The organism is Actinokineospora sp. NPDC051303 (genome assembly GCF_055586285.1).
The window spans coordinates 1-23318 of record NZ_JBVJIN010000004.1; the positions used below are offsets into that span (position 1 = coordinate 1).

Sequence of the window (23318 nt, forward strand, 5' to 3'; positions counted from 1 at the left end):
GGGGTGAAGGAAGATCCCTAAACTCGCCGTGGTCGTGGGGCCGAAGGCTCCCCACCCGTCTTTCCCACGACGGGATCTTCCTTCGTAGGGGCCCCGAAGAAACCACTCCACCCCATCGAGCAACCCCACCAACCCACGCCCCACGAAAGCCCCGAGCAACCCACACGAGCCTCACCCAGTCAACCACCGCCCAAACGCCTCCCGAACCCGCCCCTCCCCCCAATACCCACTGTGATCAACCCCATGCGCAGCATCGAAAACCTCAACCTCCCCAACCGGAAACCCACTACCCCCATTCCCCCCATAAACCCCCTCAGTAGGCACCACCAGATCATTACGAACAGACCCAAACACAACATCCGTAGCACTATCCCGAACGCTACGAAGCAACGCAGACCCCTCCGGCGGCTCATAATCAGAAGCAACAGCATAATAAACAGCATCATGTGACGAAGCCTGATTCAACCGAGCCAAAAACGATCCAGAAGGATTCATCGACATCAACCCATCCAACCCTTTGAATGCCCCCAAAGCCACCTGCTTGGCCACCGTAAGCACCACATCCAACACATCAGCAAAGCTCGCCACAAGCTGTAGCAAATTAGTCATCCGATCCAACCAAGCCCCCACATTGACCGGATCAGCCAACGCCGTCCCAGCATTGGGCGTAGCCACCATCACCACCTTCCGCACCCGCATCCGCTCCGCCGCAAGACCAATCTCACCGGCAAGCTCACACAAAACCCGACCCACCAGCCCACCACGCGAATGCGCGACAACATCCACAACCAGACCAGCATCAGCAGGAACCTGAGAAATCAGCCAACGGGCGTTATGCACCGGATCAACAGCAAGCGTGTGATGGTCATAAGCCAAAACTCGCCCCTCATAACGCTGGTGCAGCTCACTCAGCACCCCCCGAGTAATGCCCCCAAACCCGGAATGGCTGGCACTAGCGGTCCCATGCACGAACAACAGCACCGGTCCCCGACCGAGCTCGACCCAATCCACCTCGGAAGCAGGCTCAGAAAGAGCGTAATCGTCCGGCGTGAACCGTCGCAATCGGACAGTCCGATTCCGGTTCTCCCACCGGCCCGCGAAGAAGTCGCCCACCTGCCCCAACACCGGGTCCACCAGCGGAAACACCAACACCTTGAGCAGTTTCGACCCCAGTGCCCCCAATAGCCCACGGGAAGCGCCCGGCCGCGCGGCGGGCGCGACCCGGCGCGGAATCGTGTAAGTGCGGCTGTCCCCACCGCGAGCGGGGACCTCGGCCGGGGCGATGTCGTCCGGGAGGTGCCAACTCAGCACCCCTTCCTCGTCCTTGGCCAGCACGATCTGCCCGAACCCGCTGCCGGGGCCGGGAACCCGAACCGTGAGCCCGGGCTCGCCCCGGGCCGTGGACCGGCTCGCCCCAGCCGCCAGATCCGGCGCCTCGACTGGATCGATGAGCTGAACACTGAGCTGTTCGAGGAAATCGCAGCGCGCCAACGAATCCAGTAGCGCGGCGCTTGCCTCCTCAGCCCCGCGCATCCCCGCCGTCCCCGGCGGATGCACCTCGACCTCGCCGATGAGCCCGGGCGAGACGATCACCACCTCGCCCACCCGCACCTCGCCGCCGTCCGGCCGCAGTCGCTCAGCCATCGTCGTGCTCCCCTCCGTCGCGGCGCAGCAGCAGCCTGGGATGGCCGAAGAACTGGTACGCCAAAGTCGTTGTGGGCCAACCGGTCCGGGTCTCGCGGGTGACCTCCGCGCGCAGTCCGCGCAGGATTTCCGCTGGCGTCCGGGCGGGTTGCGCGTAGGCCAGTCGGTAGAAGGCGTCGGCAACGGCGCTCGCCGCGTCGTCGTTGACGTTCCACAGTGGAGCGATCACGCCCGACGCCCCGGCCGCCAGAAAGGACTTCGCCAGGCCGGAGTAGTCGCCGAGCACCTCGCCCGCGGCGCCGACCTGGCAGGCGTTGAGGAACACGAACGGCGTGCCGGTGAACGCCAGCGCCGAAACGTGGTCCGGGCCAAGGAACCGCGCCTGCAACCGGTTCGGGTTCGCCTCGGACGGCGCGAGCAGCACCAGGCCGTCCTGCGCGTTGTCCGGGTCGAACTTGCCGTGCAGCGCGAAATGCAGCACATCGGCCGCGGGCCCGGCCTCCAGGTAGTCCAAAACGGCGGCGTGCAAGGGTTCCACCGCTGTGCTCGGCTGGTACTGGGCCAGCAGGCGTTCCGCTTCCGCCTCCGCAGCGGGCAGCCGGTTCCATCCGACCACCCCCTCATACCGGGCGGTGACAACCAAATGCCGTTCGGCGGGCGTCCGCGCGGGCGGAGTCGGGCGCGGGCGCTTGCGGGCCAGCACCCACCGGCCCAGCGCCACCGCCGCGCCGAGGAACGGCGACCGCGTGCCCGGCAGCGGCGGGTCGAGCACCGCCAACTCCCACGGCACGTGCGGCTCCGCGCTGAGCAGCAGCACCGTCGCGGGCTCGGGCGCGCGGGCCGCGGCGACCGCGTGCAGCGCCGCGCACACCTCGTCGGGCACCCGGTCGGCGATGTCGCGGCCGAGCCCGATGAGCTTGAGCGTGCTGCCCCGCGCGTCGCCGCCGTACGCGCCGACGTCGAGCCGCACGCGGCGCGCGAACGCGGCCGGGTCTTCGCCGATCTCACTGCGGTACGGGCCGGGGGCAGCGGGCACGCCCGGCGTCCGGGCCCGGGTGCTCCACAGCAGCGTCTGCCCGCGCCGGTCCTCGCCGCGCTCCACCACGATCACCAGGTCCGGCGCGTCCTGGTCGAGCAGCGGGCCGAGGTCGAGTTCGCCGCCGTCGAACAGCGGCACCGTGTCCGAGGGCGACCCGGTGACCTCGATCTCCCGGGAGGCGTAGCCGCACAGGGCGCCGCGCACGAAGTACGACGCGCCGATGTTGCGGCGCGCCTTGAGGTCCGCGCCCGCGCGCGCCGCCATCCGCACGGTGACCACGGGCGTCGGGTCGTCCCCGGTCACCGTCAGCCGCAGCGGGTTGGCCCAGCCGAGGGGCGTGAACCCGGCCGGGTCGTACATCAATGTGACCTCGACGTCGACGTCCCCGCCGGGCAGGCGCAGCGCGCCCGTGCCGATCAGGGCGAGGTCCTGGGCGCCGGACAGGCCCACCTCCACGTCGAACTCGGTGTCCGCCGCGACGCTCGCCGGGAACGACAGCTTCGGCCACGCCGAGCGGGTCTCGGCGATCGGCGCGGTGACCTCGTCGACATCGGCGGGCGGCGCGTAGCCGAACCAGCCGTCGAAGTCGGCCTCGAAACCGGGCGGCGCCGGGTGCGGGTCGAAGCGCCCCTCGCCATTGCGGAGCACGCCCGCGTAGCCGTGCCAAGTCAGCGTTTCGGCCAGCAGGGCGGCGGCCGGGGCGCCCCGCTGTTCGACCAGGGGCGTGAAGCCGATGAGCAACGGCCCGTCCCCGGCGTCCGCGAGCACTTGCGCGACCCACTCCTGGTCGACCCGGCCGTCGCTGTCCAACCAGGCTGAGGCGACAGCACCGACCGGGATGCTGGAGGGGCCGAGTTCGTCGGCGAGGTCGAGCAGGTCGTAGAACAGGTCTTCGCCCGAGTCTCGGTCCGGGTGGTCGAGCAGGTCGCCGAACAGCGCCAGAATCCGGGCCTGGTTCGCGGCCCGCTCGGGATCGTCGGCGAGTTCATCGACTGGCAGCGCGGCGGCGGCCTCGCGCAGCGCCCGCACCGCCTCCGGCAGCCGGTCGGGAGCCGTCAGGCAGTCGAGCAGATGGCCGCGCACCTCGTCGGGCAGCATCGTCACCTCATCTGAATCCGACGCGTCTGATCGATACGTCGTCAACGCCACGGCCCGCGTGACGGCGTCGTGGCCCCGATCGGGTGGCGGGCGGCGCGGCGTGCGACGCTTTCTGGCAGCCGCCACCGCACCCGCACGAGGTCCACCGCGATGATCGAACCGCTGTCCACCGCCCTGATCTGGGTGGCCGTGGGCGCCGCGCTCTGGGCGCTGGTGCTGGTGCTGCTCAACCGGCCGCTGCCGCTTGACCGCCGCGACGGGCAGCTTTACCTGGGGCTGCTCGGCCTGCTGGAACTCGGGCTGCTCGGGCAGGCGGTCGCCGGGTTCGTGAACCTGGCCGGGGCCGAGCACGAGGTGGCGGGGCTGTCGTTCGCGGGCTACCTGCTGGGCGCGCTGCTGATCCTGCCCGTCGCGCTGTTCTGGTCGCTGGCCGAGCGCACCCGGTGGGGCACGGCGGTGCTCGTCGTCGGGGCGCTCGTGGTGCCGGTCATGATCGTGCGGCTCGACCAAATCTGGACGGCGGCGGGCCGTGGCTGACCTGCGCGCCGCCACCCGAGGCGGCCCCGGCAGGCTCCTGATCGCGGTGTACGCGGTCTTCGCGCTCGCCGCCTGCGCTCGGTCGGCCGTGCAGATCGCGACCCGGTTCGACCGGGCGCCGCTGGCCTATCTGCTCTCCGCTGTCGCCGCCGTGGTCTACGTCGTCGCCACGGTCGGCCTGGCCAAGGGCAGCCGGGCGTCGCGGCTGGTCGCGGTCGTGTCCTGTGCGGTCGAGTTGGCGGGGGTGCTGGCCGTCGGCACGGCGAGTCTGGTCGTGCCGGAGGCGTTCCCGGACGCCACCGTGTGGTCGGCGTTCGGCCGCGGCTACGGGTTCGTGCCGCTGGCGCTGCCGGTCCTCGGGCTGGCCTGGCTCCGGCACAGCGCCCGAGGGCATTGACGCCTATTTCCCGCCGCTGATTCGACGGTCGGGGAATTGGTGCGGCATTCGTGCCATTTTCCTTGCTCCATTCGGGCGCTTGCTCACCTGATTGTTCCACACTGTTCACTCTGTCAATTGGCAAAACTTCCACACGTGCGGACGCTGCCGATAGATTCTGGTAACGGGGAATTGTGAGCACACGACGAGGGCGACGCATGGCGCTGATCGAAAGACACCGGGAATTGACAACTCTGACTCGGCTCTACGCCGACAGCGTGCGCGCCAGGGGCCGGGTGGCGCTCGTCAGCGGCGGCGTCGCCTGCGGCAAGACCGCGCTGCTCGCCGAGTTCGCCGAGCACGTGGTCGCTGACGGCGCGATCCTGCTCACCGCGACCGGCGCCCGCGCTGAGCACGCCGTGCCCTTCGGCGTGGTGACCCAGCTCGCCCAGAGCCCCGCGTTACCCAGGGCCGTCGCCGACCACATCAGCGACCTGCTGAGCGGCGACGGCAGCGCGGCGATCGAAGCCACCTCGGCCACGGCCGACCCGGTCGCGATCGGCCGCGCGGGCGCGCGCGTCCTCGACGGCGTGTGCGCCGCCCTGCTCGACCTGGCCAAGGACCGTCCGGTGGTCATCGAGGTGGACGACGTCCAGTTCGCCGACGGGCCGTCCCAGCAGGCCCTGCTCTACCTGCACCGGCGGATGCGCTTCGCCCGCGTCCTGGTGATCCTCACCGAATGGGCCCTGCCCCGGCCCACCCAGGCGGCCTTCCGCGCCGAAGTGACCCGCCAGCCCAACACCACCCACCTGCGGCTCGCCCCACTGACCCGGGCAGGTGTCGCCGACCTGCTCGCCACCCGGCTCGACCCGGCCGCCGCGCGCGCCATGGCCCCGGCGCTGCACACGGTGAGCGGCGGGAACCCATTGCTGGTCAAGGCGCTCATTGACGACCAGCTCGCCGCGGCCGACTCCGACCGCCGCGCGCGCGTCGCCGTCGGCCGGGAGTTCGCCCAGGGTGTCCTGGCCTGCCTGCACCGCTGGGAACCCGTGCTGCCCGCCGCCGCCCACGCCATCGCCCTGCTCGGCGCCGCAGCCACCCCCGACCTGGTCGGCGCGCTGCTAGAAATCACCCCCGACTCGGCGGCGCAGGCCCTCGACGTGCTGGTGAACGCGGGCCTGCTGGACGACGACAAACGCTTCCGCCACCCGGTGGCGACCACCACCGTCCTGGACACCCTCACCCCGGCCGAACGCCGCACCGCGCACCTGCGCGCCGCCCACCTGCTCTACCACCAGGGCGCGGCGGCGGACGCGGTCGCGAGCCACCTCACCGCCGCCGACGCCGCTTACGGCCGCGCCACAGGCGACCGCGCCGAAGGCGGGGAACCTGCCGAACTTGACGACCGCGGCGAGTTCTCCGACTCCGGTGACCTGGGTGGTCCGTGGGCGGTGGCGGTGCTGCGGCACGCCGCGCGCGAAGACCTCGTCGCGGACCGGGTGGAACTCGCGGTGCGCAGGCTGGAACTGGCCGCGCGCGCGTGCGCCGACGACGCCGAGCGCGCCGACATCACCACTTTGCTGCTGCGGGTGGAGTGGCGGCGCGACCCGTCCTCGGCCGCCCGGCACCTGGCTCCGCTGCGCGCCGCCCGTTCGGCGGGCAGGCTGTCGGACCACAACGCCGTGCACCTGGCCAAGTTCCTGCTCTGGTACGGCCACACCGAAGAACTCGCGGGCACCCTCGCCGGGCTGGCCGCCGCGAGCGAGTTGCCCGCGGCGGGACAGTTCAGCCTGGTCTTCCACTGGCTCGCGTTCCTGTACCCGCCGGTCGTGGCGGGCGTGCTCGCGCCGCTGCCCGACCAACAGGCCCCGGTCCTGGCCGACCCGTGGACCCGGGCCTCGGCGATGCTCGACCGCGTCCGGGTCGGCGGCGCGCGCGAGGAGATCGTCACCGCGGCCGAGCACATCCTGCAGAGTTGCAGGCTCGGCGAGCAGACGCTGGGCTCGCAGCTTTCCGCGCTAGCCGCGCTGGTGCACGCCGACCGCAACGACCGCGCCGCGCACTGGTGCGCCGCGCTGCTGGCCGACGCGACCGCGCGCGGCGCCTTGACCTGGCAGGCTGTCCTCGGCGCCCTGCGCGCCGAAATCGCGCTGCGCCAAGGTGATCTGCCCGCGGCGGCTGAGCACGCCCGGGTCGCGTTCGACCGGTTGACCGGGCCGGGTTGGGGCGTCGCGGTCGGGGTGCCGCTGTCGACCCGGGTCGCCGCGGCCACCGCCATGGGCAAACACGACGACGCCGCCGCGCTACTGCGAACCCCGGTTCCGGACGCGATGTTCCAAACCCAGTTCGGTCTGCACTACCTGTACGCACGCGGCATGCACTACTTGGCAACGGATAAGCCGCACGCCGCCCTCGGCGACTTCCAACGCTGCGGCGAGCTGATGACCGGCTGGGACCTCGACCTGCCCACCCTGGTCCCGTGGCGGTCGGGCGCCGCCCAGGCGCGGCTGGCCCTGGGCCACCGCGACGACGCGCGGGCGCTGGCCGCCGAGCAGCTCACCCGCCCCGGCAACGACGGCGCCCGCACCCGCGGCCTGTCCCTACGCGTCCTGGCCGCCGCGTCACCACCGGACCGCCGGGTGGCCCTGCTGATGGAGGCGGTGGACCTGCTCCGCGCCAGCGGCGACCGCTGCGAACTGGCCCGCGCCCTCCTGGACCTGAGCCAAGCCCACACCACCACCGGCGACGGAGAAAAAGCCCGCACCCTCGCCCGCCGCGCACTCCAACTCGCCAAATCCTGCGGAGCAGGCCCCGCCAACCGCGACCTGGTCTCCCGCGCGGCCCTCTCCCGTCCCGCCCTCCCTGAACGCTCAGACCACGACGCGGGCCTGTCCATCCTCAGCGAAGCTGAGCGCCGGGTAGCGGTCTTGGCGGCCCTGGGGCACACCAACCGCGAAATCGGCGGCAAGCTTTACATCACGGTCAGCACTGTTGAGCAGCATCTGACCCGTGTCTATCGGAAGTTGAAGGTCACTCGGCGCACTGATCTTCCAGCGGGACTGCCCCGCCAGCTCTTGGCGGCTGCGGACGAACGCTGAGCTGGGGTGCCTGGGTTGTGGGGGTTGCTCGATGGGGTGGAGTGGTTTCTTTGGGGCCCCTACGAAGGAAGATCCCGTCGTGGGAAAGACGGGTGGGGTGCCTTCGGCCCCACGACCACGGCGAGTTTAGGGATCTTCCTTCTCCCCCAAAGAAACCACTCCACCCCATCGAGCACTGGGCGAGCCTCGGTTCAGCCTGGCAGATGCTCGGGTATGTGGTTCGTTCTGCCCCTTCTAGCACCCCGCAGGCTCGGTTCAGCGCAGCCCCCACCGGCGCCACAACAAACCCCGCCCACCCTGGGGGCCGAGCCCTGTTCCAGTCTACCGGGGTGGGCCGACAATCTGGGCGAGAACGATCTTGCCTGTGGATAACTCCGTGCCTGTGGATAACTCGCGGTTTGGGGGGCTAGGGGGCGAGGACTGTGGCGATCGCGGCTACTCCCTTGTCGATTTCTTCCTCGGTGATGACTAGGGGTGGGGCTACGCGGAGGGTGTTGTCGTGGGTTTCCTTGCAGAGGACTCCCTGGGCCATGAGGGCTTCGGAGGCTGTGCGGCCGGGTAGGGTTTCTGGGGTTATTTCTATTCCTGCCCAGAGGCCTCGGCCTCGGATTTCGGTGGCGCCGTTTCCTACTAGTTCGGCCAGTTTTTGGTGTAGGTGGGCGCCTAGGGTGGTGGCGCGTTCTTGGTATTCGCCGGTGGTTAGTAGGCGGATTACTGCTCGGGCTACCGCGCAGGCCAGGGGGTTGCCGCCGAAGGTGGAGCCGTGTTCGCCTGGTTTGAGGATGCCTAGGACGTCTGCTCGGCCTACTACGGCTGAGACGGGGAGGATGCCGCCGCCTAGGGCCTTGCCTAGGGTGTAGAGGTCGGCGCGGATGTTTTCGTGGTCTAGGGCGAAGAGGGTGCCGGTGCGGGCCAGGCCGGATTGGATTTCGTCGGCTATGAGAAGGACGTTGTGGTCGTCGCAGAGGCGGCGGACTTCGTGGAGGTAGCCGGGGGGTGGGGTGAGGACTCCTGCTTCGCCCTGGATTGGTTCTATCAGCACGGCGGCGGTTCGGTCGGTGATGGCGGTGGCCAAGGCTTCCGCGTCACCGTATTTCACCACCGTGAAACCGGGGGTGTAGGGGCCGAAGTCGCGGCGGGCGGTGGGGTCGGTGGAGAACGAGATTATTGTGGTGGTGCGGCCGTGGAAATTGTCGCCCGCGACGATGATTTCCGCTGTGTTCGCGGGGACGCCTTTGATTTGGTAGGCCCATTTTCGGGCTACCTTGATCGCCGATTCCACTGCTTCCGCGCCGGAGTTCATGGGCAGGACCAAGTCGGTTCCGGTGAGCGTGGCCAGTTCTTGGCAGAACAGGCCCAGTTGGTCGTGGTGGAAAGCGCGGCTGGTGAGGGTTACTTTGCTCAGTTGCTCGACGGCCGCGGCAATCAAAGCCGGGTGGCGGTGGCCGAAGTTGAGGGCGGAGTAACCGGCCAGGAAGTCCAGGTAGCGGCGGCCGTGCACGTCGGTGACCCACGCGCCGTCCGCCTCGGAGATCACTACCGGGAGCGGGTGGTAGTTGTGGGTGCTCCAGCGCTCGTCCAAGGCGATGTAGTCGGCTGCGGTGCGGGCGGCGGCGGGTGGGACGGTCGCGGACATGGGCACAGGCTAAGGGGTCGTTCGCGTCCGATTCATCCGGAGAGTGTTGCTTCTGGCGCTGGTTCGTTGCGCTGATGGGCCGCCTCCCCGGCGGTTCGTTGTGTGGGGCGTGATCGGGGCCACGGCCTTACGCTCGGTGAATGGGCAAGAAGAGTCTGTCGGTGCGCGACGCGCTGCGGGCCACCCCGGGCCAAGGCGTCCACCTCGACCCGGGGGACTTCCCGGTCGGGCCGACCGGGAAGGCCGAGGCCGCCGCCGACCTCGCCGAGACCGGCAAGCGGCTCGCCATCTGCCAGGAGGCGCTGTGGGGGGAAGGCGTCGTCGGCGGTGGCTCGCGCAGTGTGCTGCTGGTGTTGCAGGGCATGGACACCTCCGGCAAGGGCGGCACGATCAAGCACGTCTGCGGACTGGTCAACCCGCAGGGGCTGCGGATCGCCTCCTTCGGCAAGCCGACGCGCGCGGAGTCGCGCCACGACTTCCTGTGGCGGGTGCGCAAACAGGCGCCCAGCCCCGGCTACATCGGCGTGTTCGACCGCTCGCACTACGAGGACGTGCTGATCGCCCGGGTCGACGAGCTGGTTCCCCGGGACACCTGGGAGGCGCGCTACGACGCGATCAATCGGTTCGAGGCCGAGCTGACCGAGCGGGGCACGACGATCGTGAAGTGCTTCCTGCACATCTCCGCCGAGAGGCAGCGTGAGCGGCTGATCGCGCGCCTGGGGAACCCGGCGAAGCAGTGGAAGTACGACCCGGCGGACCTGCGGGCGCGGGCCAAGTGGAGCGACTACCAGCGCGCGTACGCCGACGCCCTGGACCGCTGCGCGGATGTGCCCTGGCATGTGGTCCCGGCCGACCGCAAGTGGTACCGCAACTGGGCCGTCGCCCACCTGCTCCTGGAGGCCCTGACCGACCTCGACCCCCGGCGGCCCGAGCCGGACTACGACGTCGCGACCGAGCTGTGCCGGATCACCACCGCCGATCCGCTGGGCTAGCGGAAGTGCGGGATCACCTCGTCGCCGTACGCGGCGAGGGTTTTCTCCCGCTGGTCGTGCATGAGGTAGAGGGCGAACTGGTCGACGCCGAGGTCGGCGAGTTCGGCGAGCCGGTCGACGTGCGCCGCGGCGGGGCCGAGCAGGCAGAAGCGGTCGATGATGTCGTCCGGCACGAAATCGGTCGATGGGTTGCCCGCCTTTCCATGGTGGGCGTAGTCGTAGTCCGCGCGGCCCCGGATGTAGTCGGTCAGCTCGCGCGGCACCGGGCCGGACTCGCCGTAGCGGGCGACGAGGTCGGCGACGTGGTTGCCGACCATGCCGCCGAACCAGCGGAGCTGGTCGCGCTGGTGGGCCAGGTCGTCGCCGACGTAGGCGGGCGCGGCCACGCACACGGTGATCCCGCCCGGGTCGCGGCCCGCGGCGCGCGCGGCGGCGCGCACCGCGTCGATCGTCCACTTCGCGATCGCCGGGTCGGCGGTTTGCAGGATGAACCCGTCGGCGTGCTCGCCGACCATCCGCAGCGCTTTCGGGCCGTAGGCGGCCATCCACACCTCCAGCCGCCCTTCGCGCACCCACGGGATGCGCACGGGCGCGCCGTGGTGCTCGACCTCGCGGCCCTCGGCGAGTTCGCGGATCACGTGCATGGCCTCGCGCACCAGCGCCAGGGTGGCCGGTTTCTGGCCGATGACCCGGCGCGCGGAGTCGCCGCGGCCGATGCCGCACACCGTGCGGTTGCCGAACATGTCGTTGAGCGTGGCGAACAGCGACGCGGTGACCGACCAGTCGCGGGTGCTCGGGTTGGTCACCATCGGCCCGACGACCAGCGAGCGGGTGTTCGCCAGGATCTGCGAGTAGATGACGAACGGCTCCTGCCAGAGCACCACCGAGTCGAACGTCCACCCATAGCCGAACCCGCGTTCCTCGGCGTCGACCATGAGCCGCACGACCTCGCTCGCGGGCGGGTCGGTCTGCAGCACCACCCCGAAGTCCATTGTGGTCTCCTCAGATCAGGTAACTGGACAGGTCGCGCTTGAGGAACTTCCCGTGGCCCTCGCGGCCGTGGAAAGCGCCATCGGCGATCACGACGGCCCCGCGGGAGAGCACGGTGTCGACCTTGCCGGTGATTTCCATTCCCTCGTAAGCGGAGTAGTCGACGTTCATGTGGTGGGTCAGCGCGGAGATCGTCTGCTTGGCGGCCGGGTCGTAGACCACGATGTCGGCGTCGGCGCCCGCGGAAACCGTGCCTTTGCGGCCGTGCAGGCCGAACATCCGCGCGGGCGTGGTGGAGCTGATCTCGACCCAGCGTTCCAGGCTGATCTCGCCCGCGACGACGCCTTGGTGCAGCAGGTCCATCCGGTGCTCGACGCCGGGCATTCCGTTGGGGATCTTGCTGAAGTCGTCGCGGCCCAGCTCTTTCTGGTCCTTGAAGCAGAACGGGCAGTGGTCGGTGGACACCACCGACAGGTCGTTGGTGCGCAGGCCGCGCCACAGGTCGGCCTGGTGGTCTTTGGGGCGCAACGGCGGCGAGGCGACGTACTTGGCGCCCTCGAAACCCGGTTTGGCCATGTCCTCAATGGACAGATAGAGATACTGCGGGCAGGTCTCGGCGAACACGTTCTGCCCGGTGTTCCGCGCTTCGGCGACCGCGGCCAGCGCATGCCGGGCGGACAGGTGCACGATGTAGAGCGGCGCGCCGGTGACCTTGGCCAGCGCGATGGCGCGCGCGGTCGCCTCGCCTTCCAGCTCGGGTGGGCGGGTCAGGCCGTGGTGGACCGGATCGGTGCGGCCCGCGGCGAGCGCCTGCGCGACGAGTTGGTCGATGGCGATGCCGTTCTCGGCGTGCATCATGATCATCGAGCCGGTCTCGTGCGCCCGCTGCATGGCGCGCAGGATTTCGCCGTCGGTGGAGTAGAAGACGCCGGGGTAGGCCATGAACATCTTGAAGCTGTTGACTCCCGCGTCGATGCACGGCCGCATCTCCTTGAGGGAGCTGTCGTCCACCTCAGAGATGATCATGTGGAACCCGTAGTCGACCGCGCAGTGGCCGTCCGCCTTCGCGTGCCACTTGTCCAAAGTGGACAGTAGAGAGGTTCCCTTGGCCTGGACGGCGAAGTCGATGATCGTGGTCGTGCCGCCCCAGGCCGCCGCGGTGGTGCCGGTGGCGAAGGTGTCGTTGGAGGATGTGCCGCCGAAGGGCATCTCCATGTGCGTGTGCGCGTCAATGCCGCCGGGGATCACGTATTTGCCGGTGGCGTCGATGACTTTGTCGGCTTCGGTGAACAGTCCCGGCGCGGTGACCGCGGCGATGGTCTCGCCGTCGACCAGCACGTCGGCGACCGCCCGGCCGGTGGCGTTGACGACGGTGCCGCCGCGGATGAGCGTGCGCATGTCACGGCCTCGTCAGGGACTCGTAGGTGTCTGGCCTGCGGTCGCGGTAGAACGCCCACAGGTCGCGCACCTCGGCGAGCAGGCCCATGTCCAGATCGCGCACGACGATTTCCTCTTCGGTGTCCGACGCGGCGTCGCCGACGAGTTGGCCGCGCGGGTCGGCGAAGTAGGACTGGCCGTAGAAGTCGTTGTCGCCCAGCGGTTCCACGCCGACCCGGTTGATCGTGCCGACGAAGTACTCGTTGGCGACCGCCGCGGCGGGCTGCTCCAGCCGCCACAGGTACTCCGACAGGCCGCGGCTGGTCGCGGACGGGTTGAACACGATCCGCGCGCCCGCCAGGCCCAGCGCCCGCCAGCCCTCCGGGAAGTGCCGCTCGTAGCAGATGTAGACCCCGATGCGGCCCACGGCGGTGTCGAACACCGGGTAGCCCAGGTTCCCCGGCCGGAAGTAGAACTTCTCCCAGAATCCCTTCACCTGGGGGATGTGGTTCTTGCGGTGCTTGCCCAGGTAGGTGCCGTCCGCGTCGATCACGGCGGCGGTGTTGAAGTAGACGCCGGGCTGCTCCTGCTCGTACATCGGCACGATGAGCACCACGCCGTGCCGCTCGGCCACCTCGCACATCAGCCGCGTGGTCGGCCCGTCCGGGATGCCCTCGGTGTAGGAGTAGTAGTCGGCGTCCTGCACCTGGCAGAAATACGGGCCGTAGAACAGCTCTTGCAGGCACACGACCTGCGCGCCCTGGGACGCGGCCGTGGCGACCGCGTCGACCGCGTTGGCGATCATGGACTCCTTGTCGCCGGTCCAGCGCTGTTGCACCAGTCCGGCGCGGATGATCTCAGACACGTGCCTCTCCTTCTCGTGCACGGGACCTCGGCAGGGACAGCGTTGGACGAGACAGCACGGCGTAGGCGGCGAACGCGGCCACCGTGCCGACGACCCAGCCGTAGTCGTAGAGCGGCTTGAGGAACGGGATCAGCCCGTCGACCGGGAACGGCCCCGACGCGCCCTCGGCGGTGTACGCCCCGCCCACGGCGAGCACCGCGCCGACCACCGTGGCCGCCAGGGCGCGGTAATTCCAGCCGCCGTCGAACCAGTACCGCCCGCCCGCGCGGTAGAGGTCGGCGACGTCGAGTTCGGTGCGCACCACCAACCAGTACCCCGCCACGAGCACGCCCGCCACCGCTGCCAGGACGCCGCCGTAGAAGCCGAGCCAGGCGAAGATGTAAATCTCCGGGTCCGAGATCAGCCGCCACGGCATGATCGCCACGCCGATGACCCCGGTGACCAGCCCGCCCATCGCGAAGGTGATCTTTTTGGGGAAGGCGTTGGAGAAGTCGTAGGACGGGCTCACCACGTTCGCCGCGAGGTTGCACGACACCGTGGCCAGCACCAGCGCGACCAGCGCGACCACCACCACAACCGGGCTGTCGAACCGGGCGGCCAGCAGCGCCGGGTCCCAGATGGCCTCCCCGTAGAGCACCTGCCCGCCCGAGGTGGTCAGGATCGCCACCAGCGCGATGAACGACATCGTGGTCGGCAGCCCGAGGATCTGGCCGCGGATCTGGGTGCGCTGGCTGCCGCCGAACCGGGTGAAGTCGGGCATGTTGAGCGAGAGCGTCGCCCAGAACGCGATCATCGCCATCAGCGCGGGCGCGAACACCGCCCAGAAGCCCGCGCCCCAGCCCAGTTTCGACGGCGCGGACAGGATCGGCCCGAGCCCGCCCGCCTTGACGAGCACGTAGCCCAGCAGGATCAGGAAACCTACCGACACCAGCGGCGCGGTCCAGTTCTCGAACCGGCGGATCGCCTCCATGCCGCGCCAGATGATCAGCATCTGCACCACCCAGAACAGCCCGAAGCTCAGCCACAGCGTCCAGTGCTGCCCGCCCACCACGGCCGCGTCCGTCCACCCCGGACCCGCGAGTTTGCCGACGATGACATACAGCGCCTGCCCGCCGACCCAGGTCTGGATGCCGAACCACCCGCAGGCGATGAACCCGCGCAGCAGGGCGGCCAGGTTGGCCCCGCGCACCCCGTAGAAGGCGCGGGCGAACACCGGGAACGGGATGCCGTACTTGGTGCCCGCGTGGCTGTTGAGCAGCATCGGGACCAGCACGATCAGGTTGCCCACGGTGATCGTCATGAACGCCTGGACCCAGTCCATGCCCAGCGCGATCAGCGACGCGGCCAGGGTGTAGCTGGGAATGTTGTGCGCCATCCCCATCCACAGCGCGAAGTAGTTGTAGGTCGTCCACGTGCGCTTCTCGACCGGCACCGGGGCGAGTTCGGGGTTGTAGTACGGGCTGTCCCGGATCGGACCGTGGTCGGGCAGGTCGACCCGCCCGTCCGGCCGGGTCGTCTGGCCGGTCTGGCTGGTCTGCTGGGCCGGTTCCGCCATCGCCTACTCCGATGCTCGTGGATCAGAGTTCCCTTCCGGCATCCTTGGGGCAGCCGGACTCACCCGGCAGTGTCACTGTGTTCGGTGTTGCCCCGCACGCCGAACACAGTGCCCGTTGCGGCAGCGGGCGGGCTGTGTTCGGCGGTTCTCAGAGTCCGGCCAGCAGTGAGTCGAAATAGTCCTTCGCGGATCTCGGTCGGGTGAGGGGCGCGCTCTGGCCCGCCCACAGGCTCATCAGGTCGGGTTCGCCCGCTTGGCGGATCGGGGACATCACGGCGCTTTGCACCGGGTATGGGGGCACGGAGTCCTCTTGGTCCGCGAGTTCCCGGGTTATCCGGTTCAGGATGGTGCGGGCGTGGCGGCCGGTGAACAGGCGGGTCAGGGTGGTGACCTTGGCGTCCGCGCTGTGCAGGGCCGCCTTGTGCGCGGCGGTCGCGCCGGACTCCTCGGTGGCCAGGAAGCCGGTGCCGATCTGGACGCCGTCCGCGCCCAGGGCCAGCGCCGCCGCGACACCGCGGGCGTCGGCTATGCCGCCCGCGGCGATGACCGGGACCGGCACCGCGTCGGCGACCTGCGGCACCAGGGAGAAGGTGCCGACCAGGGATTCGCTTACCGGGCGCAGGAACGCGCCGCGGTGGCCGCCCGCGTCGCTGCCGGAGGCGACGACCGCGTCCACGCCCGCCGCGGCGAGGGCGACCGCTTCGTCAACGGTGGTGGCGGTGCCGATGGTGCGGATGCCGCGATCGCGGGCCTCGGCGATCGCGGCTTCGGGCGGGACGCCCATGACGAAGCTGATCACGGGGGGCGCCGCGGCCAGCAGGGCGGCGAGTTGGGCGTCGAAGGCGGGCAGGAACGGGCCCGTGCCGGTGGGTTCGGGCGCGCCGACCTCGGTCAGGTAGGGCCGGACGCGGTCGACGTGCCGGGCGAACTCCGCGGCGTCGGGGACCGCGTCCTCCCCGGGATGGGGCACCCATAGGTTGACCGCGAACGGCTTCGCCGTGGCCGCGCGCAGGTCGGCGACCAGGGCGGTGATCCGCTCCGGGTCGAGCAGGTGCGCGCCGAACGAGCCCAGCCCGCCCGCCGCCGACACCGCGGCGGCCAGCGCCACCGACGACAGCCCGCCGCCGAAGGGCCCCTGCACGATCGGGTGCTCGATGCCGAACAGCGCCCTCATCGCGCGCCAGCCAGCGCGCGCCGACCGTGCGCCACCTCCAGTGCCGCCGTCGCGACCCGCGCGCCCAGGTGCTCTGCGGTGCGCAGGTCGGCGTCGGCGGGCGCGGCGTCCGGGCCGAGGTCCGACGGCGACTGCGCCATCGCGCCGAGGAACGAGCCGAGCCGGTTGAGGTCGGCGGCCGAGCCGTCGGCGCGGTACAGCCAGCCCGGCGGCAGGCCCAGCGGCACCCAGGTCATGCCGTGCTGGGCGGCGAACAGCGACAGCGAGGTCAGCACGGCCAGCTTGTCGCCGTTGAGGCTCGCCGAGTTGGTGAACCCGGCGGCGAGCTTGCCCTGCCAGCGCCGCTCCGTCCAGACCGCGCCGGTGGCCTCGGCGAAGGTCTGGAACACCGCGGACTGGCTGCCCATGTAGGTGGGGGAGCCGAAGATGATCGCGTCGGCCGAGTCCAACGCGGCCCAGAGCGCGTCATCGAGGACGGAGACGTCGAGCAGGGTCGCCCGCGCGCCCGGCACGGTCTCGACGCCCGCCGCGACGGCCGCGGCCTGGCGGGCGGTGTGCCCGAACCCGCTGTGGAAGGCGACCGCGACGGACACCTCGCTGGACGTGGACATGGGAACCCCTCTCGTTCCGGTCGGCGCGGGCGGGTGCCCTGAGCGCCGCGACGAACGCTAGACGACCGGTCAACTATCGCGCAAGAGTGAATAGTTGACCGCCCGTATACTGGGCGGGTGGGACGGACGAGCACCGCCCGGGAGCGGCTGATCGACGCGGCGGGCACGCTGATGGGCGACCGGGGCTACGCCGCGCTCGGCGTCGCCGAGATCTGCGCGCGGGCCGACGTGCGCAAGGGCAGCTTCTACCACTTCTTCGAGTCCAAGCAGGCGCTCACCGTCGAGGCTGTCGAGGTGCAGTGGCACCGTCGGCGTTCGGAATGGCTGGAATGCCTCGGCGGCGATCTTCCGGCCGTGCAACGGATTGAGCGGCTGGTTCAGGCCCAAGTGGACAGTCAGCGGGCCGACAAGCGCGACCTCGGCGCCGTGCAGGGCTGCCTGTTCGGCAATCTCGCCCTTGAGCTGAGCAATTCCGACGAGGTTGTGCGCGCCCGGGTCGCCGAGGTGTTCGACGCGCAGATCGCCCTGCTCACCGAAGCCCTGCGGGACGCCGAAGCCGAGGGCTCGATCCCGCCCGGAACCGCCACGCCCGCCACGGCGCGCTCCGTGGTCGCCCAGATCGAGGGCATGGTCCTGTTCGCCAAGCTCGCCAACGACCCCGGCGTGCTCGACAACCTCTGGCCGCAGACCGCCCTGCTGCTCAGGATCGACAGCGCGGAAAGCGGTTAGCCGTCGCCCCGGGCGCCTGCTTCCCCGTACACGGCCGCCGCCGTAGCGCCGACGAAGTCCGCCGGGAAGCCCGGGGTGAACTCGGCGGTGGCCTCCAGCCGCCGGGCGGCGTCCTCGGGCAGGGTGAGGTCGAGGACGCCCAGGCTGTCGGCCAGCTGCTCGTCGGTCCGCGCGCCCAATATCGGGTGGATCGCTCGGGACCGCGTGCGAATCCAGGCCATCGCCACCTGCGCGGGCGTCGCGCCCAGCTCGGCCGCGACCGCCCGCAGCGCGTCGGCGGTGGGGCCCGGCTCGCGGGTGAGGGAGCCGTGGCCGAGCGCGTTCCACGTGGCGACGGTCAGTCCCATGCCCTCGGCCATCGGCAGGATCTCGCGCTCGATGTCGCGCTGCACCAGGCTGTAGGGCACCTGCACGGCCGCGAACGGCGTCCAGTTCCGGCACTCGGCGAGGGTGTTGGCGCGGGCGGTCACCCAGGCGGGCGCGTCGGAGATGCCGACGTGCAGGATCTTCCCGGCGCGCACGGCGTCGTCGAGGGCGCGCATGGTCTCCTCGATCGGCGTGAGCGGGTCCCAGATGTGCGCCCAATACAGGTCGATGTAGTCCGTGCGCAGCAGCCGGAGGCTGGATTCCAGCGACAGCACCAGATTCTTGCGGTGGTTGCCCGCCGCGTTCGGGTCGGAGCCGTCGCGGCTCATGGTGTACTTCGTCGCCAGCACGAAGCGGTCGCGGCGGCCCGCGAGGATCTCGCCGACGATGGCTTCGCTGTCGCGGTAGGCGTTCGCGGTGTCGATGACGTTGCCGCCCGCGTCGGCGTACCGGTCCAGCACACGGCGGCTCTCGTCCACCGTGGTGAACCGCATCGCGCCGAGGAACAGCTCGGAAATCCGCAGCCCGGTCCGGCCCAGCAGTCGGTAGCGCATGGTCCCCCTTGAGTCGACTCGGCCGCATCCTATGCCCGCGGACGCACGTCCATCGCCAGCAGCGCGACATGCAGGGACAGCACGGATTCGGGATCGGACAAGGAAAACCCGAGAATCTGCTCGATCCGCGCCAGCCGCTGGTAGTACGCCGTGCGCGACATGTGCGCCGCCGCGGCCGCCGCCGACTTGTTGCCGCCGTGCGCGCAGTAGTGGCGCAATGTGTCCAGCAGCTTGCTGTCGTGCGCGGCGTCGCGGGCGATGAGCGCGCCCAGCTCCCGGTCGGCGAACGCGGTCACCCGGTCGTCGTCGGCCAACAGGTGCAGCAGCCCGCGCAGCCGCACGTCTTCTAAGCGGTGGAAGGGTTTCGCCGCTGTCGACCGGGTGGCCGCCCGCGCCACGTGCGCCGCCTCGACCAGGCTCCGCCGGGCCTGCGACACCGCGTCGACCGTGGTGCCGACCGCGAGCACCACCGGCTGGTGGATCTCCCGGGCGAGCCTGCGCAGGATGCCGGTGACCTCGGCCTGCGGGGTCAGCGACAGCAGCGCGCGGACGCTGGTGTCGTCCACGATGCCGACCAGCGCCGCGACCCTGGCCCGGCGCGCGGCCAGCGCGGTCGCCTCGGCCAGGTCGCGCAGCACAGCCTGGGTCGCCATCGCGGGCGCGACCGCCACCTGCGCGGCAGGCCGCACCGACACGCCGACCAGCCTGCGGTTCTCCAGTGGCACACCGAGCCCGGTCGCCCGCGCCACCAGGTCGGCGGGCGGGGTCGGCGACGCCAGCAGCTCGGTCAGCAGCGTCCGGTGCGCGTGCCGCTCCAGGCCCTCGCGCTCCCGGGCGGCCAGCCGGTGCACGGCCAGCGCGGAAGCGGCCCGCTCCACGATCACCACCTGCCGGTGGTCGGGCGGCGCCGGGCACAGCAGCACCAGCCGCCCCCAGTCGTTGCCGCGCGCCCCGACGACGGTCACCAGCCAGCCCGCGTCGGCGTGGTAGGCGGTCCGCTCGGGCACGGTCACCGCCCGCGAGCGCGCCGCCCAGTCGGTCAGCAGCTCGCCCGGGGCGGCCCCTGCGGTGTCGTAGGCGAGCACGTCGTGGCCCAGCGTCTCCAGCACGACCGGCAGCCCGGACGCCCGCGCCACCTCCCGCAGCACCTCGGCTGGCTCGGCCCCGGCCACGGTCAGCGCGGTGAACGTCTCGTGCACCTGCTCGGCCGCGCGCAGCTCGGCCACCTGCGCGTCCACGATCAGCCCCACCACGGCCTCGGTCACCGCCACGAACCGGGTCTCCCGGGCCAGGGTGATCAGCGGCAGCCCCCGCCGCTCGGCCGCGGCGGCCAGCGCGGCGGGCACGGCCTCGCTCCAGTGCCGCACCAGCTCCACCACCAGCCCGGCCGCCCCGACGCCCGCCAGCTCGTCCACATACCGGGTCAGCGCCTCGGCGTCGTCGGGCAGCGCGATGCCGGTGGTGAGCACCAGTTCGCCGCCGCGCAGCAACGCGGCGATGTCGGCGACCTCGGCCGCGTGCACCCAGCGCACCCGGTTCGCCAGCCCGGCCGCGCCCGCGACGACCCGAGGGGCGCCGTGCCGGACCACCGGCAGGGCCAGCACCTCCGAAACCGTGGGATACATCTACACAGTGTAGGAATACATACTGCAAAGTGAAACCGGCTTCGCCGATACACATCGTCCATGGCGTCCGGGTCACCGGCCGGTCACACTCGGCCCATGGCCGACACACCGCTGATCGACCGCCACCGGGCCGTGCTGCCCTCCTGGCTGGCCCTCTACTACGCCGACCCCATCGAGATCGTCCGCGCCGAAGGCAGGCGCGTCACCGACGCGACCGGCAAAACCTATCTGGACTTCTTCGCGGGCATCCTCACCAACGCCATCGGCTACGACATCGCCGAGATCAGCGACGCGATCCGCCGCCAGGTCGACAGCGGGGTGCTGCACACCTCGACGCTGTACCTGATCCGAGGGCAGGTCGAGCTGGCCGAGAAGATCGCGAAGCTGTCGAACATCCCCGACGCCAAGGTGTTCTTCACCAACTCCGGCACCGAGGCCAACGAGACCGCGCTGCTGCTGGCCACCCAGTTCCGGCGCAGCAACCAGGTTCTGGCGCTGCGCAACTCTTACCACGGCCGCGCGTTCGGCGCGCTTGGGATCACCGGAAATCGGGGCTGGTCGGCGAGTTCGCTGTCTCCGGTCAAGGTCAGCCACGTGCACGGCGGCTACCGCTACCGCAGCCCGTTCGGCCATCTGTCCGATGTGGACTACATTCGCGCGTGCGTGGACGATCTGCGGGACGTGTTGCAGACCACCACGTCCGGTGACGTCGCCTGCCTGATCGCCGAGCCCATTCAAGGTGTCGGCGGCTTCTGCTATCCCCCGGACGGGTTTTTCGGCGCGGTCAAAGAGGTGTTGGACGAGCACGGCATCCTGCTGGTGTCCGACGAGGTGCAGACGGGCTGGGGCCGCACCGGGGAGCACTTCTGGGGCATGGCCGCGCACGGGGTGACCGCCGATGTCATGACCTTCGCCAAGGGGTTGGGCAACGGCTTGGCGATCGGCGGCCTGGTCGCGCGCGGGGACGTGATGGACTGCCTGACGGCGAACTCGATCTCCACCTTCGGCGGCAACCCGGTGGCCGCGGCCGGGGCCAACGCCGCGCTGGATTACCTGCTGGACAACGACTTGCAGGCCAACGCGGCGAAGCTCGGCGGCAGGCTCATCGCGGGGCTGCGCGAGATCGCGCACGGGCAGCCGACAATCGGCGACGTGCGGGGCAAGGGACTGATGATCGGCGTCGAGTTCGTGCGACCCGGCGGCAAGGAACCCAACCAGGAGGCGGCGGTCACCGTGCTGGAGAAGACCCGCGAACTCGGGCTGCTCGTGGGGAAGGGCGGACTGCACAACAACGTCATCCGCCTCGCCCCGCCAATGACGCTGACCGAGGACGAGGCCGAGGAGGCGCTGGACATTCTCGCGCGCGCCATCGAGGCGGGCCGATGAAGACCATCGCGCACTGGATCGACGGCAAGCCTTGGGCGGGCGCGTCGGCTCGGACCGGCGACGTGTTCGACCCCGCCACCGGGCAGGTCGCGGCCACGGTCGACTTCGCCGGTCCCACGGAGATCGCCGCCGCCGTCGCCGCCGCCCGGGCGGCTTTCCCGGCGTGGCGCGATGCCTCGCTGGCCAAGCGGTCGTCTGTCCTGTTCGGATTCCGCGAACTTCTCAACGCCCGCAAGGCGGATCTGGTCGATATCATCACCGCCGAGCACGGCAAGGTGGCCGACGACGCGGCGGGCGAGGTGCAGCGCGCGCTGGAGGCGGTGGAGTTCGCCTGCGGGGTGCCCGCGCTGCTCAAGGGCGGCTACAGCGAGAACGTCAGCGGCCGGGTGGACGTGTACTCGATCCGGCAGCCGCTCGGCGTGGTCGGGGTGGTCTCGCCGTTCAACTTCCCGGCGATGGTGCCGCTATGGTTTGTGCCGAACGCGGTGGCGTGCGGCAACTGTGTGGTGCTCAAGCCGAGTGAGAAGGACCCGTCAGCGTCGGTGTTCATCGCGGAGCTGTTCGCCGAAGCCGGTTTGCCCGATGGCGTGCTCAACGTGCTGCACGGGGACAAGGCTGCTGTCGACGGGCTGTTGGAGCACCCGGACGTGCGGGCGATCTCCTTCGTCGGCTCCACTCCGATCGCCCGCTACGTCTACGAGACCGGGACGCGGCACGGCAAGCGCGTGCAGGCGCTGGGCGGTGCTAAGAACCACATGGTGGTGCTGCCGGACGCGGACCTCGACCTGGCGGCCGACGCCGCGGTGTCGGCAGGCTTCGGGTCGGCGGGGGAGCGGTGCATGGCGGTGTCGGTCGTCGTCGCCGTCGACCCGGTCGGGGACGAGCTGGTGGCCCGGATCCGCGACCGGATAGCCAAAATCAAGGTGGGCGGCCGTCCCGGGTGCGACATGGGCCCGCTAGTCACCGCGGCCCACCGTGACCGGGTTCTGTCCTATGTGGAGAACGGGGCGGCCGAGCTGGTGGTCGACGGCCGCGACCACGAGATCGACGGCGCCGAGGGCGGGTTCTGGCTCGGTCCGACCCTGTTCGACCATGTCACCCCCGACATGTCCCTCTACACGGACGAGATCTTCGGTCCCGTGCTCTCCGTCGTGCGTTCACCGTCCTATTCAGACGCATTGGAATTGGTCAACGCCAACCCTTACGGCAACGGCACGGCCATCTTCACCAACGACGGCGGCGCCGCGCGGCGGTTCCAGAACGAGGTCGAGGTGGGCATGGTCGGGGTGAACGTCCCCATCCCCGTCCCGGTCGGCTACTACTCGTTCGGCGGCTGGAAGGACTCCCTGTTCGGCGACACGCACGCCTACGGCCCCGACGGCGTCCACTTCTTCACCCGAACCAAGGTCGTCACCAGCCGCTGGCTCGACCCGTCCCACGGCGGAGTCAACCTGGGCTTCCCGCGCAACACCTGAGCGGCCTGCCCTCCGTGACAAATCGGCCCCGGACGCCCTCTTGTGTAGCGATCCGACTGCCGCGCACGACGATCTTCACGTGATGACGATGTTCGACCACGGCTTCCGAGGCTCGGTCCGCCTCGGTTCGGCGCGTCACTTCGCACCGCTTCCCGACAGCAGGAGATCGGAACACGCAGTCAGCGATCATC

At 70.4% G+C, this 23318-nt stretch carries 18 protein-coding genes; 7 read left to right on the forward strand and 11 right to left on the reverse strand.

The window, feature by feature from the left end:
* Nucleotides 1-171: 171 nt before the first annotated feature.
* Nucleotides 172-1644: an esterase/lipase family protein gene (locus ACZ6SD_RS04465; RefSeq protein WP_465315495.1), complete on the reverse strand. Its 1473-nt coding sequence runs from the start codon at nt 1642-1644 to the stop codon at nt 172-174.
* On the reverse strand, nt 1637-3781 hold the full coding sequence (locus tag ACZ6SD_RS04470; RefSeq protein WP_465315496.1) for a CHAT domain-containing protein: 2145 nt from the start codon (nt 3779-3781) through the stop codon (nt 1637-1639). Before ACZ6SD_RS04470 ends, ACZ6SD_RS04465 begins: the two co-directional genes overlap by 8 nt.
* 150 nt (nt 3782-3931) lie before the next feature.
* Between ACZ6SD_RS04470 and ACZ6SD_RS04475 the strand changes: the two genes are divergently transcribed.
* The 3 genes from ACZ6SD_RS04475 (at nt 3932) to ACZ6SD_RS04485 (ending at nt 7792) form a co-directional block, all read left to right on the forward strand.
* Nucleotides 3932-4318, forward strand: a complete 387-nt coding sequence (locus ACZ6SD_RS04475) for a hypothetical protein (protein ID WP_465315497.1) — start codon at nt 3932-3934, stop codon at nt 4316-4318.
* Entirely contained in the window at nt 4311-4715 is a 405-nt protein-coding gene (locus tag ACZ6SD_RS04480) for a hypothetical protein (protein WP_465315498.1), read from the forward strand. Before ACZ6SD_RS04475 ends, ACZ6SD_RS04480 begins: the two co-directional genes overlap by 8 nt.
* A gap of 197 nt (nt 4716-4912) precedes the next feature.
* Nucleotides 4913-7792, forward strand: coding sequence for a helix-turn-helix transcriptional regulator (locus ACZ6SD_RS04485; RefSeq protein ID WP_465315499.1), 2880 nt, complete (start codon nt 4913-4915; stop codon nt 7790-7792).
* Nucleotides 7793-8198: 406 nt separating this feature from the next.
* Here ACZ6SD_RS04485 and rocD read toward each other — a convergent pair whose 3' ends face one another.
* Nucleotides 8199-9428, reverse strand: a complete 1230-nt coding sequence (rocD, locus tag ACZ6SD_RS04490; protein ID WP_465315500.1) for an ornithine--oxo-acid transaminase — start codon at nt 9426-9428, stop codon at nt 8199-8201.
* Nucleotides 9429-9568: 140 nt separating this feature from the next.
* Between rocD and ACZ6SD_RS04495 the strand changes: the two genes are divergently transcribed.
* Nucleotides 9569-10420 carry a PPK2 family polyphosphate kinase gene (locus tag ACZ6SD_RS04495; protein ID WP_465315501.1) on the forward strand — a complete coding sequence of 284 codons (852 nt, stop codon included), beginning with the start codon at nt 9569-9571 and terminating at the stop codon, nt 10418-10420.
* Here the strand turns inward: ACZ6SD_RS04495 and ACZ6SD_RS04500 are convergent.
* The 6 genes from ACZ6SD_RS04500 to ACZ6SD_RS04525 all read right to left on the reverse strand — a co-directional run bounded on the left by ACZ6SD_RS04500 (nt 10417) and on the right by ACZ6SD_RS04525 (nt 16992).
* Entirely contained in the window at nt 10417-11412 is a 996-nt protein-coding gene (locus tag ACZ6SD_RS04500) for a TIGR03842 family LLM class F420-dependent oxidoreductase (RefSeq protein ID WP_465315502.1), read from the reverse strand. The two genes, ACZ6SD_RS04495 and ACZ6SD_RS04500, sit on opposite strands and share 4 nt — an antisense overlap.
* 10 nt (nt 11413-11422) lie before the next feature.
* A complete protein-coding gene (gene hydA, locus ACZ6SD_RS04505) occupies nt 11423-12808 on the reverse strand; it encodes a dihydropyrimidinase (RefSeq protein WP_465315503.1) in 1386 nt (461 codons plus the stop codon).
* Between the two features lies 1 nt (nt 12809).
* On the reverse strand, nt 12810-13652 hold the full coding sequence (locus ACZ6SD_RS04510) for a nitrilase-related carbon-nitrogen hydrolase (protein WP_465315504.1): 843 nt from the start codon (nt 13650-13652) through the stop codon (nt 12810-12812).
* Nucleotides 13645-15207 (reverse strand): NCS1 family nucleobase:cation symporter-1, encoded by a 1563-nt coding sequence (locus ACZ6SD_RS04515; RefSeq protein WP_465315505.1) that lies wholly within the window; start codon nt 15205-15207, stop codon nt 13645-13647. The genes ACZ6SD_RS04510 and ACZ6SD_RS04515 overlap by 8 nt, the downstream gene beginning before the upstream one ends.
* A 148-nt stretch (nt 15208-15355) precedes the next feature.
* Entirely contained in the window at nt 15356-16381 is a 1026-nt protein-coding gene (locus tag ACZ6SD_RS04520; RefSeq protein WP_465315506.1) for an NAD(P)H-dependent flavin oxidoreductase, read from the reverse strand.
* Nucleotides 16378-16992 carry a flavodoxin family protein gene (locus tag ACZ6SD_RS04525; protein ID WP_465315507.1) on the reverse strand — a complete coding sequence of 205 codons (615 nt, stop codon included), beginning with the start codon at nt 16990-16992 and terminating at the stop codon, nt 16378-16380. The genes ACZ6SD_RS04520 and ACZ6SD_RS04525 overlap by 4 nt, the downstream gene beginning before the upstream one ends.
* A 117-nt stretch (nt 16993-17109) precedes the next feature.
* Here ACZ6SD_RS04525 and ACZ6SD_RS04530 point away from each other — a divergent pair, with 117 nt between their 5' ends.
* Nucleotides 17110-17721: a TetR/AcrR family transcriptional regulator gene (locus ACZ6SD_RS04530; protein WP_465315508.1), complete on the forward strand. Its 612-nt coding sequence runs from the start codon at nt 17110-17112 to the stop codon at nt 17719-17721.
* Here the strand turns inward: ACZ6SD_RS04530 and ACZ6SD_RS04535 are convergent.
* Complete coding sequence (locus tag ACZ6SD_RS04535) at nt 17718-18641, reverse strand: aldo/keto reductase (RefSeq protein ID WP_465315509.1); 924 nt, start codon at nt 18639-18641, stop codon at nt 17718-17720. The genes ACZ6SD_RS04530 and ACZ6SD_RS04535 overlap by 4 nt on opposite strands.
* 29 nt (nt 18642-18670) lie before the next feature.
* A complete protein-coding gene (locus ACZ6SD_RS04540) occupies nt 18671-20266 on the reverse strand; it encodes a PucR family transcriptional regulator (protein WP_465315510.1) in 1596 nt (531 codons plus the stop codon).
* A gap of 96 nt (nt 20267-20362) precedes the next feature.
* On the opposite strand from ACZ6SD_RS04540, the gene ACZ6SD_RS04545 reads away from it, so the two are divergent.
* Nucleotides 20363-21652, forward strand: coding sequence for an aspartate aminotransferase family protein (locus ACZ6SD_RS04545; RefSeq protein WP_465315511.1), 1290 nt, complete (start codon nt 20363-20365; stop codon nt 21650-21652).
* Nucleotides 21649-23127, forward strand: coding sequence for a CoA-acylating methylmalonate-semialdehyde dehydrogenase (locus ACZ6SD_RS04550; RefSeq protein ID WP_465315512.1), 1479 nt, complete (start codon nt 21649-21651; stop codon nt 23125-23127). Before ACZ6SD_RS04545 ends, ACZ6SD_RS04550 begins: the two co-directional genes overlap by 4 nt.
* Nucleotides 23128-23318: the final 191 nt, after the last annotated feature.